The organism is Roseixanthobacter glucoisosaccharinicivorans, from assembly GCF_043195095.2.
Classification (GTDB): domain Bacteria; phylum Pseudomonadota; class Alphaproteobacteria; order Rhizobiales; family Xanthobacteraceae; genus NCEH01.
Genome location: NZ_CM195538.1, coordinates 4,361,159 through 4,374,770 on the forward strand (window position 1 = coordinate 4,361,159; position 13,612 = coordinate 4,374,770).

Below are 13,612 nucleotides of genomic sequence, written 5' to 3' on the forward strand. Positions count from 1 at the left end.
GGAACGCTGTCGTCGGTGCAAATGGAGAGATACCCCCCACCCCGCCCCTCCCCCACAAGGGGGGAGGGAGAGCGCCGAGCGGAGCGGAAATCGACGCCGCTCACATGCGGAACACGCCGAAGCGCGTCTCCCTGTCCGGCGCATTGAGCGCGGCGGAGAGCGCGAGCGCCAGCACCATGCGGGTGTCGGCGGGGTCGATCACCCCGTCGTCCCAGATCCGCGCGGACGAATAATACGGGTGGCCCTGGCGGTCGTATTGGGCCTGGATCGGCGCCTTGAAGGCGGCCTCCTCCTCCGCCGGCCAGGTGCCGCCCTTGCCCTCGATGCCGTCGCGCTTCACCTGGGCGAGCACGTTCGCCGCCTGCTCCCCGCCCATCACCGAGATGCGGGCATTGGGCCACATCCACAGGAAGCGCGGATCGTACGCGCGCCCGCACATGCCGTAGTTTCCGGCGCCGAAGGAATTGCCGATCACCACCGTGAATTTCGGCACGCTGGCGCAGGAGACCGCGTTCACCAGCTTGGCGCCGTCCTTGGCGATGCCGCCGGCCTCGTATTTGCGGCCCACCATGAAGCCGGTGATGTTCTGCAGGAACACCAGCGGGATATTGCGCTGGCAGCACAATTCCACGAAATGCGCGCCCTTCAGCGCGCTCTCGGAAAACAGGATGCCGTTATTGGCGATGATGCCCACGGGATAGCCGAAGATGCGGGCAAAGCCCGTCACCAAGGTCTGGCCATAGAGCGGCTTGAACTCGTCGAACTCGGAGCCGTCGACGATGCGGGCGATGATCTGGCGCACGTCGAACGGCTTCTTGGGGTCTTCCGAGACGATGCCGTAGATCTCTTCCGCATCATAGAGCGGCGCCTTGGGCGGGCGGATGTCGAGGTCGTGCCGCTTCATAAGGTTGAGATCGCCGATGATGGTGCGGGCGATGCCGAGCGCGTGGGCGTCGTTCTCCGCCATATGATCGGCGACACCGGAGACGCGGGTGTGCACGTCCGCCCCGCCCAGTTCCTCGGCGGTCACCACCTCGCCGGTCGCGGCCTTCACCAGCGGCGGGCCGCCGAGGAAGATGGTGGCCTGATTCTTCACCATGATGGACTGGTCCGCCATGGCCGGCACATAGGCGCCGCCGGCGGTGCAGGAGCCCATGACCACCGCCACCTGGGCGATGCCCTCGGCGGACATATTGGCCTGGTTGAAGAAGATGCGGCCGAAATGCTCGCGGTCGGGGAACACTTCGTCCTGGTTGGGCAGGTTCGCGCCACCGCTGTCCACGAGATAGACGCAAGGCAGGTGATTTTCCCGCGCGATGGCCTGGGCGCGCAGGTGCTTCTTCACCGTCATGGGGAAATAGGTGCCGCCCTTCACCGTCGCGTCATTGGCGACGATCATGCATTCGCGGCCCGAGACCCGGCCGATGCCGGTGATGATGCCGGCGGCGGGCACATCGCCGCCGTACATGTCATAGGCGGCGAGCTGGCTGAGTTCGAGAAAGGGCGAGCCGGTGTCCAGCAGGGTGCGGATGCGGTCGCGCGGCAGCAGCTTGCCCCGCTTCAGATGGCGCTCGCGCGCGACGTCCCCGCCGCCTTGGGAGATGCGCTCAACCTTCTCGCGCAAATCGCTGACGCTGGCGAACAGCGCGGCGCGATTGCGCTGATAGGCTTCGGAGCGGCGGTCCACCGCATCCTCGATGATTGCCATGAGGCCTCACCCCTGAGTGTCGATTGCGGAAGGACGCACGCCCGAATCCCGCGCCGGAAAGGCGGGCGGGCCCTCGAACCATGTTTCCTCCCATGCCGCTCGCGGTCGGCTTAGAAACGATCGTACGTTTTTTTATGAGAACCGCAAGGGCAAATCAGGCGCGCGCCTTGCGCTTGGCGCGGGCGGGCGGCACCTCTGCCGCAAGGCGCGGCGCTTCCAGAGCCGCCGCCGGCGCCTGCGGTGCGCCCGGCGCGACGCCTTGGGTGACGAGATCGCCATAAATGCCCACCAGATCGTCCTGGCTCAGCCGCCCATCGGGCCGGTACCACATGCAGATTCCGGTGAGCATGGAGATGATGGCGTAGGTGGAGACCCTCGGCTCGCTCACGCGGAACACGCCCTGCGCCGCCCCCTCGCGCAGGATCTGTTCCAGCAGCCCTTCGTAGCTGCGCCGCATCTCGACCACGACGGCTCGGTGCTCGTCGTCCAGCGAGCGGATTTCCATGTTGGCGATGAAGACATGGGCGCGCCGCGTCATGTGATAGCGCAGGTGAAAGCCCGTGAAAGCCCGCAGGCGCTCCAGCGGATCATCCAGCCCTTCCAGGGCCTCCCGCGCCCGGGCGATCAGGTCTTCCATGTGATCGCGCACGATGTCGAACAGCAGGCTCTGCTTGTTCTCGAAATACTTGTACAGCGAGCCGGACTGGAGCCCCACCTCGGCGGCGAGCTGCCGCAGGCTCATGGCCTCGTAGCCGTGCTTGTAGATCAGCAGCACCCCCGCCTGGCGGATTGCATGGGCGGTGCGGGCACCGTTGGAACCGACTGTACGCGCCATCTTCTTCTCAATTTGCGATCGCGCTCTTTGGCGCGCGAGCCTTGGGTGATGGATGCGGCCGCCGACCCCGGCGCCCGACCTAGAGTGGGCGCAGCGCGGCGGCGGCGCAAGACGCAAGCGGCCAAAAATGACCTTGACCGGGAGAGAAAAAGAACGTTCGATTGTTTCCAGATAACCCGACGGAATGATCGGGAACCGCGCGCCACGCCAGCCGAGACGGCCGCCATTATGGGAGAGAAAGCATGACCCGCGCACGGACGCGCCTTCAATCTTTCTGCATCAATATGGCATGGGATGCCCGGCCGCTGTAGTGGACCCATCCCTCGTCGTCGATGAAACCTGTATCGCCAAGAATATAATAGTCGCCACCGAACTCAAATCGCATCCTCGTCCTGGCATCATCCTTGAAATAGGACCGGAACCAGAACAGGGGCGAGCGTTCCACGTCGACGGCCAGGATGCCTTCGGCGCCGGCAGGCAGTTCGGCGCCATGCTTGTCCAGCACCGCAAGCGCGAAGCCGGGCATGACGCGGCCGACCGAGGACCGCCGCGAGGCGGCAGGGTCGCGGGGATCGTATTTCATCCCCACGATCATCCCGGTCTCGCGGTGTCCATATTGGTTGATCAGCGGCACCTCGAGCTTCTGCGTGACCCAGGAAATGACGTCGGGCGGCAGCGGTTCGCCGCCCACCGTGACCGTCCGGATGGCGAAGGGGGAGGTGGCATCGTTCGGATCGCCGCGCCGCCACGCCTTGATCTGGGAGGGGGCCGCCGTGAGGTTGGTGACGCGGAACTTCGACAGCACGCGATAGCCCTGCGACACATCATAAGGTCCATCGCAGAACAAAATAGAACAGCCAATCAGGAGCGGGCCGATGAGACCGTAATAGATGCCGTATTCCCAGCCCTGGTCGGCCATGTTCCAATAGACATCGTCGTCGCGGACATCCATGCCGATCCGCATATATTGCTCGATCGCCGCCAATGCCCGCACCGGCGTCAGAAGACCGAGCCGGGCCTCCACGAAGCTTGGAGCATAAGTCATGATGAAGGGGTCGTTGGCACCGTAGGTTTCCACCCCTTCGAGCGGCTCGGATGCATAGATGGACGACCAGAACTGGGTGACCTTGCCGTCGATCCGGTTGATCTGGTCGCCCTCGATCAGACAGACGAAGGTCTTCTCGTTGATGTAGCGGGAGGCGCGATCAATGAGGAACCGGTTCGCGACCACGGCCTTGACGCCACCGGCCTTCAGCCGGGCTTCGACGGCCGCGGGCGAATAGGTGGAGAAGAGCGGCATGTAGACCGCCCCGATCCGCCAGATGGCAAGCGCCGTGATGACCAGTTCCATGCCCTTGGGCAAAAGGACGGCGACCCGGTCGCCCTTCCTGATGCCCGCCGCCGCCAAGACACGGGCAAATCGAGATGAATATTCCGCGAGCTTGCCAAAGCTCAATTCAGAGGTCTGGCCCGAGACGGTCTCGTGGATCATCGCGGGATGGGCGCGTTTTACGGCCAGGTGCCGGTCGCACAGCAGGTGCGCCAGGGGGATCTTGCTGCCGCTGTACCGGTCCGGATGCGCCGCCGGGCGGGCGCCGGTCTCGGCCACGGGAAGATGGGAGGCGACATGAGCTTTGCCGGTCACGAACTTCGAGAAGAAGCCACCAAGGGAATAGCATCGCTCGCGGGGATCATAGGCCAGCAAGGTCTCGAACACCAAGGTCGTCGCCAGGCGGTGGGCGGTGGCCTTCGATAACCCGGTCCCCTGGATCAGCTCGGCGAGGCGCACCGGGTGCGGGGCGGCATTGGCCACCACCCGCAGCACCGAAATGGCGCGCCCGAGGCTTTGCGCGCCCTTGGGCGCGGCCGGATCAAGTTCGTCATCGCTCATGTCCTACAATGTGAGACAAAAAGCGCCCCACCGCAATATTTCGGACCGTGACACGCGATCACCCTTGAAAGAACCGAACGCTCGCTAGATAATCAAACCAATTCATCTCACAATGTGGGATATGGCCAAAGAAGCCAACCGCTCATATGCGGACTCCGGGAGGGGAATATGTCGACAGGCAAGGGTCCTGGCGCATCCGTCGCCGATTCGTCGCTGTTGAATGTCGATGGCATTTCGCTGCGCTTTGGCGGACTGAAAGCGCTGAGCAATGTCGGGTTTTCCGTCCGCAGCGGCGAATTGTTCTCGGTCATCGGGCCGAACGGAGCGGGGAAGACCTCGCTGCTGAACTGCATTTCCGGGCGCTACTCGCCCCAGGAAGGCAGGATCTCGTTCGACGGACAGGACATCACGCGCCTCAAGCCCAACAAGCGCGCCGCCGCCGGCATCGGCCGCACGTTCCAGAACCTCGCGCTGTTCCACCACATGAGCGTGCTCGACAACATCATGGTCGGCCGCCACCATCTGCTGAAGAACAATCTGTTCACCGGCGCGATCTATTGGATCGGCGGCGCGCAGAAGGAAGAATTGGAGCATCGCAAGGCGGTCGAGGATGTCATCGACTTTCTCGAAATCCAGCACGTGCGCAAGGCCACCGCCGGCACGCTCTCCTACGGCCTGCGCAAGCGCGTGGAACTGGCGCGCGCCGTCGCCCTGCAGCCCAAGCTGATCCTGCTCGACGAGCCCATGGCCGGCATGAACCTCGAAGAGAAAGAGGACATGGCCCGCTACATCGTCGATCTCAACGAAGAATGGGGCATGACGATCATCATGATCGAGCATGACATGGGCGTGGTCATGGACATTTCCCACCGCGTGATGGTGCTCGATTTCGGCCGCAAGATCGCCGAGGGCCTGCCCGCCGATGTGCTCGCCAATCCCAATGTCCGCAAGGCCTATCTGGGCGAGGAGGACCTCGTCGTCGAAGATGCGCCCGTTCTCCAGGCCGTATCCGCGTGAGGCAGCCATGAGCGTGAATACCCCCGCCTCCGCTTTGCCCGACGTGGCGATCTACGACACGTTCCCCAAGCTGCTCGCGCTCAATGCGCGCCAGCACCCCACGGATACCTGGCTGCGCGAGAAAGATCTCGGCATCTGGAATGCCTATACCTGGCAGCAGGTGAATGCGCGCGTGCAGAACATGGCGCTCGGCCTGATCGACCTTGGGGTCGCGCGCGGCGACGTGATCTCGCTGCTCGGCGACAACCGGCCGGAATGGCTGATGGGCGAAATCGCCATCCATGCGGTGGGCGGGCAATCGCTCGGCATCTATCGCGATGCGCTGGCGGACGAGGTCGCCTATCTCGTCACCTATGCGGACGTGGCGGTCCTGTTCGCCGAGGACGAGGAGCAGGTGGACAAGCTGCTCCAGCTGGAAGACCGCATCCCCACGGTGCGGCACATCATCTATTCCGACCCGCGCGGGCTGCGTAAGTATGAGGATGCCCGCCTGGTCTCCCTGGCGGATCTGGAAGCGCTCGGCGCCGCGCGCGCGGCGGCGGAGCCGCAAGCCTACCAGCGGCTCGTGGACCAGGGCTCCGGCGCCGACGTGGCGATCTTGTGCACCACCTCGGGCACCACGTCCCATCCCAAGCTCGCCATGCTCACAGGCGGCGCCGTGCTGCGCCATTGCGCGGCTTATCTCGCCGCCGACATGCGCGGGCCGGACGATGAATATGTCTCCGTGCTCCAGATGCCCTGGATCATGGAGCAGATCTACGCGTTCGGTCAGGCCCTGCTCTCCCGCATGAAGGTGAACTTCGTCGAGGAGCCGGAAACCACCATGGCCGACATGCGCGAGATCGGCCCCACCTTCGTGCTGTTCGCCCCGCGCGTGTGGGAGCAGATCGCCGCCGACGTGCGCGCGCGCATGATGGATGCCTCCGTGCTGAAGCGGGCGATGTTCGACTTCGGCATGAAGATCGGCCTTGCGGCGCTCGATCGCGGGCAGCGCTCCGCGTTCGCGGACTTCATCCTGTTCCGGGCGCTGCGCGACCGCCTGGGCTTCTCGCACCTGAAATCGGCGGCCACCGGCGGGGCGGCCCTGGGGCCGGATACGTTCCGCTTCTTCCTCGCGCTCGGCGTGCCCATGCGCCAGCTCTACGGCCAGACGGAACTGCTGGGCGCCTATACCATCCACACCGCCAGCGACGTGGATTTCGACACGGTCGGCGTGCCGATGAACGGCGTGGAAATCCGCATCGACGATCCCGATCCCAACGGCCTGGGCGAAATCGTCACCCGCCACGGCAATACATTCACCGGCTATTACAACAACCCGGAAGAAAGCGCGAAGTCGTTCGTGGACGGCGGCTGGATGCGCACCGGCGATGCCGGCTTCGTCAATCCGCGCGGCCATCTGGTGGTGATCGACCGCGTGCGCGACATGGCGCAGACCGCCCATGGCGATCGCTTCTCGCCGCAATATATCGAGAACAAGCTGAAGTTCTCGCCCTATGTGGCGGAAGCGGTGATCCTGGGCGATGGGCGCGAGCATCTCGCCGCCATGATCTGCATCCGCTTCCCCATCGTCTCCAAATGGGCGGAGAAGAACCGCATCTCGTTCACCACCTATACCGATCTCTCCGCCAAGCAGGAGGTGACGGACATGCTCCGCCGCGAGGTGGAGCAGGTGAACAAGACCTTGCCCGAGAAGCAGCGCATCTCGAAATTCCTGCTGCTCTACAAGGAATTGGATGCGGACGACGGCGAGCTGACGCGCACCCGCAAGGTGCGGCGCGGGGTCATCAACGAGCGCTATGGCGAGATCATCGACGCCATGTATCGCGGCGATCCGAACATCGACGTGGACACCACCATCGCCTTCCAGGATGGCACCAAGCAGCGCATCCGCACCACGCTCAAGGTGGTCGACCTGAAGCTCGCGCCCCCCGCCGCCGGTTCGAGCAAGAAGAGGGCCGCGTGATGGAGACGGCGACGCCCCGCAGCGCAACGCCCAACCCCAGGCGGCGCCATACCCCCCACCCCAACCCTCCCCCGCAAGGGGGGAGGGAGCTTGAGCGCATCCGACGGCAGCGCTCAGTCCAGCGCGGCATAACTCCCTCTCCCGCGTGCGGGGGAGGGTTGGGGAGGGGGCCCTCGCCGGCCTCTGCCCCGAGCGCCGCTCGCTCTTCCGCGTCCTTCCCCCTCCCCACCCTCCCCCGCACGCGGGAGAGGGCTTTTGCGGGCGCACGGCAATGACTTTTCAGCTCTTCATTCAGCTCTGCATCAACGGCCTCATCATCGGCACGCTCTATGGCGTGGTGGGCATGTGCTTCGTGCTCATCTACAAGGCCTCCCAAGTGGTGAATTTCGCCCAGGGCGAATTCCTGCTGATCGGCGCCTGGACCTGCTGGTGGCTTTTGACCTATTGGCAGATCCCGTTTCTCTGGGGCTTCCTGATCTCGCTCGCCTTCATGATGCTGTTCGGCCTGGCGTTGCAGATGCTGGTGCTGCGGCCCCTGATCGGCGAGCCGGTGATCTCCGTGATCATGGTCACCATCGGCCTCTCCATCTTCTTCCAGGCGCTGATGAAATGGATGTTCGGCACGTTCGCTCAGCCGTTCCCGCCGATCTTCGCGGTCAGCAAGGTGGATATATTCGGGCTCCAGGTGCAGAGCGCCTATCTGATGTCCACCGGGGTCAGCGTGCTGATCATGGCGGGCTTCGCCTGGTTCTTCAAATATTCCAAGATCGGCCTCGCCATGCGGGCCACCGCCTTCAACCAGCAGGTGGCGCAATCGCTCGGCATCTCGGTGCGCCAGATGTTCGCCCTCTCCTGGGGCATCTCGGCGGCGGTCTCTGCGGTCGCCGGCGTGGTGGTGGGCATCGTCAACGGCGTGTCCTCCGCCCTCTCCTTCTTTGGCATCAAGGTGTTCCCGGCGGTGATCCTCGGCGGGCTCGATTCGGTGTTCGGCGCGGTGGTGGGCGGGCTCATCATCGGGCTCTTGGAAAACATCGCGCATTATTTCGACAGCCAATTCCTGCACTGGGGAAACCTGTACGAAATCGTGCCCTTCTACGTCCTCATCATCATCCTCATGATCAAGCCTTACGGCCTGTTCGGCACCCGCGACATCGAGAGGGTCTAGCGCCATGGCCATCGACACCATGCGCCCGTGCGGCGACTATCGCACCAGCTACCGCGCCGACCAGACCATCTTCGATACGCGGTTGACCTTCGCGTTCATCGTCGGCGGCATCATCCTGCTGGCGCTGGCGCCGCTGGTCCTCAGCAATTATTACCTGAGCCTGATGATCCAGATCGGCTATCTCGGCATCGCCGCGCTGGGGCTCAACATATTGGTCGGCTTCTCCGGCCAGATCTCCATCGGCCACGCGGTGTTCTTCGGCTTCGGCGGCTTCGCCTCGGCGTTCCTTGCCGAACATGGCGTGCCGGTGCCCATCGCCATCGTGCTGGCGGGGCTTTGGACCACGGCGGTCGGGCTTTTGTTCGGCCTGCCGGCGACGCGGGTGAAGGGGCTCTATCTCGCCATCGCGACGCTGGCCGCCCAGTTCATCCTGCAGGACTTCTTCGTGCGGGCCGCCTGGTTCACCGGCGGCTCCTCGGGCGCGGTGGCGGCGCCGTTCACCATCCTCGGCTTCGACATGTCCGGCGACACGCGGTATTTCTACGTGGTGCTGGTGTTCGTGGTGGTGATGTATCTGTTCGCCGCCAATCTCATGCGCACCCGCGACGGGCGGGCGCTGATCGCGGTGCGCGACCATTATCTCTCGGCCGAGATGATGGGCGTGAACCTTGCTAAATACCGCACCATGGCGTTCGGCATTTCCTCCTTCTACGCCGGCATCGGCGGCGCGCTCTATGCGCACTATATCGGCTACATGTCGGTGGAGGGGTTGGACATCCTGTTCTCCATCCAGTTCCTGGCGATGATCATCATCGGCGGGCTGGGCTCCATCATGGGCTCGCTGCTGGGCACCATCTTCATGGTGCTCCTGCCGGAGCTGACCGGCGCGCTGGCCGGCGCGCTCCAGGGCAGTGCCATCGACAAGGCGCTGCACCTGAAGGACGGCATCACCTACATGCGCGAAATGCTGATCGGTGCCACCATCATCCTGTTCCTGATCTTCGAGCCGGACGGCCTCGCCCACCGCTGGAAGCAGATCAAGCCCTATTGGAAGCTCTACCCCTTCTCCTATTGAGCGGGATCGCGGACCGACGCCACCAACGAGCGCCGGCCGCACCAGGAAACGCGGACACACACCCAAGGAGACACCCATGAAACGGATCGCCACCACCTTCGCCAGCCTGCTCGCCCTCACGGCGGCCGTGCCGGCCATGGCCCAGTCCATCAATATCGGACATCTCGCCGATTATTCCGGCGGCACCTCGGACGTGGGCACGCCCTACGGCCAGGGCGTGCAGGACGCCATCGCCTATATCAACAAGAACGGCGGCGTGAACGGCAAGCCGATCAATTCCGATTTCACCGAATACGGCTACCAGGTGCCGCGCGCGCTGGCGGCGTTCAAGAAATGGGTCGGCAGCGACAAGGTGGTCGCCATCCAGGGCTGGGGCACGGCCGATACCGAGGCGCTGGTCGCCATGGTGACCAAGGAAGAAATTCCTTATTATTCCGGCTCCTATGCCGCGACCCTGACCGACCCCACCGGCAAGGGCGGCCCCAAGAGCGAGCGCGCCGCGCCGTATAATTTCTTCTACGGCCCGTCCTATTCGGATGCCGCCCGCGCCGAGGTGCAGTGGGCCGCCGAGGATTGGAAGAAGAAGGGCGGCCAGGGCAAGCCCAAGTGGGTGCACATGGGCGCCAACCATCCCTTCCCCAATTCGCCCAAGGCGGCGGCGGAAGCCTATGCCAAGGAACTCGGCTTCGAGGTGCTGGACCCCATCACCTTCGCCCTCACCCCCGGCGACTACACCGCCCAGTGCCTGACGCTGAAGCAGTCCGGCGCGAACTACGCCTATCTCGGCAACACCGCCGGCTCCAACATCTCGGTGCTCAAGGCGTGCGAGACCGCGGGCGTGAAGGTGCAGTTCTTCGGCAATGTGTGGGGCATGGACGAGAATGCCATGAAGGCCGCCGGCAGCGCCGCGAACGGCGTCATCATTCCGGTGCGCACCGCCGTGACCTGGACCGGGGACGCGCCCGGCATGGCCACCTTCAAGGACATTTCCAAGATGTCCGACCCGAGCGGCAACACCTATCGCCCGGTGCACTACATGGCCGCCATCTGCACCGTCATGTACATGAAGGAAGCGATGGAATGGGCCGACAAGAACGGCGGCGTCACCGGCCCGAAGATCCGCGACGGCATGTACCAGAAGGCAAACTGGGTGCCTAAGGGCACGGAGGGCGTGTGCAATCCCTCCACCTGGACCGCCACCGACCATCGCCCCACCACCAAGGTCGATCTCTATCGCGCCGTGGTCTCCGGCGCGACGGAAGGCACCGTGTCGGAGCTCGTGAAGAGCGGCGCCATCAAGCTGGAGAAGGTCACCACCATCGACCTGCCGCGCAAGATCGAACTGCTCGGCTGGTGATCTGACGGCCTGCGCAACGCGCGCCCTCTCCCGCTTGCGGGGGAGGGTTGGGGAGGGGGCCACGCGGGCCGCCTCCCGGCATTCCCCCTCCCTGCCCTCCCCCGCAAGCGGGAGAGGGTTCTGCGCCCAGGACCTGACCCATGTCCAACGCCGCTTTGAAGCTCGACATCCGCCCCGAGGCCGCGCCGGCGCCCATGCTGGCGGTGAACAATATCGAGGTGGTCTATAACGACGTCATCCTGGTGCTGCGCGGCCTGTCGCTGAAAGTGCCGGAGGGCAAGATCGTCGCTCTGCTGGGCTCCAACGGCGCCGGCAAGTCCACCACGCTGAAGGCGATCTCCGGCCTGCTGAAGACCGAGGACGGCGAGATCACGCGCGGCGACGTGACCTTCCTCGGCGAGCGGCTCAACGGCATCGAGCCGGACAGGATCGTGCGGCGCGGCATCTTCCAGGTCATGGAGGGCCGCCGCATCATCTCGGACATGACGGTGCTGGAAAATCTGCGGCTCGGCGCCTTCACCCGCAAGGACAATGGGGTGAAGGACGATATCGAGCGCGTCTACGGCTATTTCCCCCGCCTGAAGGAGCGCACCGGGCTCGCCGGCTATCTCTCCGGCGGCGAGCAGCAGATGCTGGCCATCGGCCGGGCCATGATGGCGCGCCCCAAATTGATCCTGATGGACGAGCCCTCCATGGGCCTCTCGCCGCTGATGGTGAAGGAGGTGTTCTCCATCATCAAGCAGCTCAACCAGGACCTGGGCGTGACCATCCTGCTGGTGGAGCAGAACGCCCGCGTGGCGCTCTCCGTGGCGGATTTCGGCTACATCATGGAGCAGGGCAAGATCGTGCTCGACGGCACCGCCGAGCAGCTCGCCAACAATGAGGACGTGAAGGAATTCTATCTCGGCCAAGGCGGCGGAGAGGAGCGCAAATCCTTCAAGAACCTCAAATCGTTCAAGCGCAGGAAAAGGTGGCTGTGAGGCGTTCCCGGTCTGCCGGCGAACGCGGGTCAAAAGAACCGCCGTCATCCCCGGGCTTGACCCGGGGACCCACGGCCAACCGTTCGCCGCGACCGGTCAAGTCATTCCCGGCGGCGCCGCGTGGATGCCCGGGTCAAGCCCGGGCATGACGGTTTGAAGGGACGCGTAACGGCCCGAAGCGAATGAGAGAAGCACGATGAACGACCGCAGCCGCCATTACGACGCCGCCGAAACCCGCGATCCCCACGTGCGCGAAGCCGCCCTCATGGAGGCGTTGGCCGCGCAGGTGGCCACCGCCAAGGCCCGCTCGGCCTATTTCGGCGCGCTCCTGAAGAACGTGGATGCAGGCGCCATCACCAGCCGCGCCGCGCTCGCGCAGCTTCCCGTCACGCGCAAGTCGGACCTGCTGGAAATCCAGCCGAAAAGCCTGCCGTTCGGCGGCCTCAACGGCGCCGCGCCAGGGCAGATGGCGCGCATCTTCATGTCGCCGGGGCCAATCTATGATCCCGAGGGCCGCCGCCCCGATTACTGGCGTTTCGCCCGCGCTTTGTTCGCGGCCGGCTTCCGGGCCGGCGAAATCGTGCACAATTGCTTTTCCTACCACCTCACCCCCGCCGGCTCGATGGTGGAGAGCGGCGCCCATGCGCTGGGCTGCGCGGTGGTGCCCGGCGGGGTCGGGCAGACCGATCTGCAATTGCGCGCCATCGCCGACATCCGCCCGCACGGTTATGGCGGCACCCCCTCCTTCCTCAAGATCCTGGTGGACAAGGCGCGCGAGGGCGGCATCGACATCTCCTCGCTGAACAAGGCGCTGGTCTCGGGCGAAGCGTTCCTGCCCAGCCAACGGGCGGAGATGAAGGCCGCCGGCATCCTCGCGCGCCAATGCTACGGCACCGCCGACCTCGGCCTCGTCGCCTATGAGAGCGAGGCGGAAGAGGGGCTGATCGCCGACGAGGACCTCATCATCGAGATCCTGCGGCCCGGCACGGGCGACCCGGTGGAGAACGAGGGCGAGGTGGGCGAAGTGGTGGTGACGCTGCTGGAGTGCGACTATCCCCTGATCCGCTTCGCCACCGGCGATCTCTCCGCCGTGCTGCCCGGCATCTCCCCGTGCGGGCGCACCAATACGCGCCTGCGCGGCTGGCTCGGGCGGGCGGATCAGGTGACCAAGATCCGCGGCATGTTCGTGCACCCGGTTCAGGTGAGCGCGGCGGTGAAGAAGCATCCCGCCATCGCGAAAGCCCGCCTGGTGGTGGACCGCGCCGGCGACGGCGACGACATGCTGCTGGAAGTGGAAGTGGCGGACGCCGGCGCGCTCTCCCAGGACGCGGTGCTGGAGGATCTGCGCGCCTCTACCAAGCTGCGCGGCCGCCTGGCCCTGCTCGCGCCCGGGACTTTGCCGGCGGACGCGAAGACCATCGAGGACCGCCGCACGGTGGGCTGACCCGCCGCGCCGAACGCCGGTTTGCCCCCTCCCCACCCCTCCCCCGCACGCGGGAGAGGGAGCAGGGCGGCGCGTATGGGACACGCCCTCTCAGCCCATACGGTAAATCCCCTCTCCCGCGTGCGGGGGAGGGTTAGGGAGGGGGCTTTCGCCGGTCGCGCGTGGCCAATTCCA

10 protein-coding genes are annotated in these 13,612 nt (G+C 65.1%); 7 read left to right on the plus strand and 3 right to left on the minus strand.

Annotated elements, in window-relative coordinates:
* Positions 1-100 precede the first annotated feature (100 nt).
* The 3 genes from V5F78_RS20205 to V5F78_RS20215 form a co-directional block, all read right to left on the minus strand.
* The gene (locus tag V5F78_RS20205; protein WP_394070558.1) at positions 101-1,708 is read right to left on the minus strand and encodes a carboxyl transferase domain-containing protein; all 1,608 of its coding nucleotides are present in this window, start codon (positions 1,706-1,708) and stop codon (positions 101-103) included.
* 154 nt (positions 1,709-1,862) lie between these two features.
* Positions 1,863-2,543 carry a TetR/AcrR family transcriptional regulator gene (locus V5F78_RS20210; RefSeq protein WP_394070560.1) on the minus strand — a complete coding sequence of 227 codons (681 nt, stop codon included), beginning with the start codon at positions 2,541-2,543 and terminating at the stop codon, positions 1,863-1,865.
* A gap of 265 nt (positions 2,544-2,808) precedes the next feature.
* On the minus strand, positions 2,809-4,434 hold the full coding sequence (locus tag V5F78_RS20215; protein WP_394070562.1) for an AMP-binding protein: 1,626 nt from the start codon (positions 4,432-4,434) through the stop codon (positions 2,809-2,811).
* A gap of 168 nt (positions 4,435-4,602) precedes the next feature.
* Between V5F78_RS20215 and V5F78_RS20220 the strand changes: the two genes are divergently transcribed.
* The 7 genes from V5F78_RS20220 to V5F78_RS20250 all read left to right on the plus strand — a co-directional run bounded on the left by V5F78_RS20220 (position 4,603) and on the right by V5F78_RS20250 (position 13,438).
* Complete coding sequence (locus V5F78_RS20220; RefSeq protein WP_394070564.1) at positions 4,603-5,451, plus strand: ABC transporter ATP-binding protein; 849 nt, start codon at positions 4,603-4,605, stop codon at positions 5,449-5,451.
* Positions 5,452-5,458: 7 nt separating this feature from the next.
* The gene (locus tag V5F78_RS20225) at positions 5,459-7,417 is read left to right on the plus strand and encodes a long-chain fatty acid--CoA ligase (protein WP_394070566.1); all 1,959 of its coding nucleotides are present in this window, start codon (positions 5,459-5,461) and stop codon (positions 7,415-7,417) included.
* A 271-nt stretch (positions 7,418-7,688) separates the two neighbouring features.
* On the plus strand, positions 7,689-8,582 hold the full coding sequence (locus tag V5F78_RS20230) for a branched-chain amino acid ABC transporter permease (RefSeq protein WP_394070568.1): 894 nt from the start codon (positions 7,689-7,691) through the stop codon (positions 8,580-8,582).
* Between the two features lie 4 nt (positions 8,583-8,586).
* Positions 8,587-9,657, plus strand: a complete 1,071-nt coding sequence (locus tag V5F78_RS20235) for a branched-chain amino acid ABC transporter permease (protein ID WP_394070570.1) — start codon at positions 8,587-8,589, stop codon at positions 9,655-9,657.
* Between the two features lie 136 nt (positions 9,658-9,793).
* On the plus strand, positions 9,794-11,014 hold the full coding sequence (locus V5F78_RS20240) for an ABC transporter substrate-binding protein (protein WP_394070893.1): 1,221 nt from the start codon (positions 9,794-9,796) through the stop codon (positions 11,012-11,014).
* A 140-nt stretch (positions 11,015-11,154) separates the two neighbouring features.
* Positions 11,155-11,994: an ABC transporter ATP-binding protein gene (locus V5F78_RS20245; RefSeq protein ID WP_394070572.1), complete on the plus strand. Its 840-nt coding sequence runs from the start codon at positions 11,155-11,157 to the stop codon at positions 11,992-11,994.
* A gap of 196 nt (positions 11,995-12,190) precedes the next feature.
* Entirely contained in the window at positions 12,191-13,438 is a 1,248-nt protein-coding gene (locus V5F78_RS20250) for a phenylacetate--CoA ligase family protein (protein WP_394070574.1), read from the plus strand.
* Positions 13,439-13,612 lie beyond the last annotated feature (174 nt).

What these genes read in the sequence shown, in the direction of transcription:
- V5F78_RS20205 (WP_394070558.1), bottom strand. Translation starts at nt 1,708, where the DNA reads ATGGCAATCATCGAGGATGCGGTGGACCGCCGCTCCGAAGCCTATCAG.
- V5F78_RS20210 (WP_394070560.1), bottom strand. Translation starts at nt 2,543, where the DNA reads ATGGCGCGTACAGTCGGTTCCAACGGTGCCCGCACCGCCCATGCAATC.
- V5F78_RS20215 (WP_394070562.1), bottom strand. Translation starts at nt 4,434, where the DNA reads ATGAGCGATGACGAACTTGATCCGGCCGCGCCCAAGGGCGCGCAAAGC.
- V5F78_RS20220 (WP_394070564.1), top strand. Translation starts at nt 4,603, where the DNA reads ATGTCGACAGGCAAGGGTCCTGGCGCATCCGTCGCCGATTCGTCGCTG.
- V5F78_RS20225 (WP_394070566.1), top strand. Translation starts at nt 5,459, where the DNA reads ATGAGCGTGAATACCCCCGCCTCCGCTTTGCCCGACGTGGCGATCTAC.
- V5F78_RS20230 (WP_394070568.1), top strand. Translation starts at nt 7,689, where the DNA reads ATGACTTTTCAGCTCTTCATTCAGCTCTGCATCAACGGCCTCATCATC.
- V5F78_RS20235 (WP_394070570.1), top strand. Translation starts at nt 8,587, where the DNA reads ATGGCCATCGACACCATGCGCCCGTGCGGCGACTATCGCACCAGCTAC.
- V5F78_RS20240 (WP_394070893.1), top strand. Translation starts at nt 9,794, where the DNA reads ATGGCCCAGTCCATCAATATCGGACATCTCGCCGATTATTCCGGCGGC.
- V5F78_RS20245 (WP_394070572.1), top strand. Translation starts at nt 11,155, where the DNA reads ATGTCCAACGCCGCTTTGAAGCTCGACATCCGCCCCGAGGCCGCGCCG.
- V5F78_RS20250 (WP_394070574.1), top strand. Translation starts at nt 12,191, where the DNA reads ATGAACGACCGCAGCCGCCATTACGACGCCGCCGAAACCCGCGATCCC.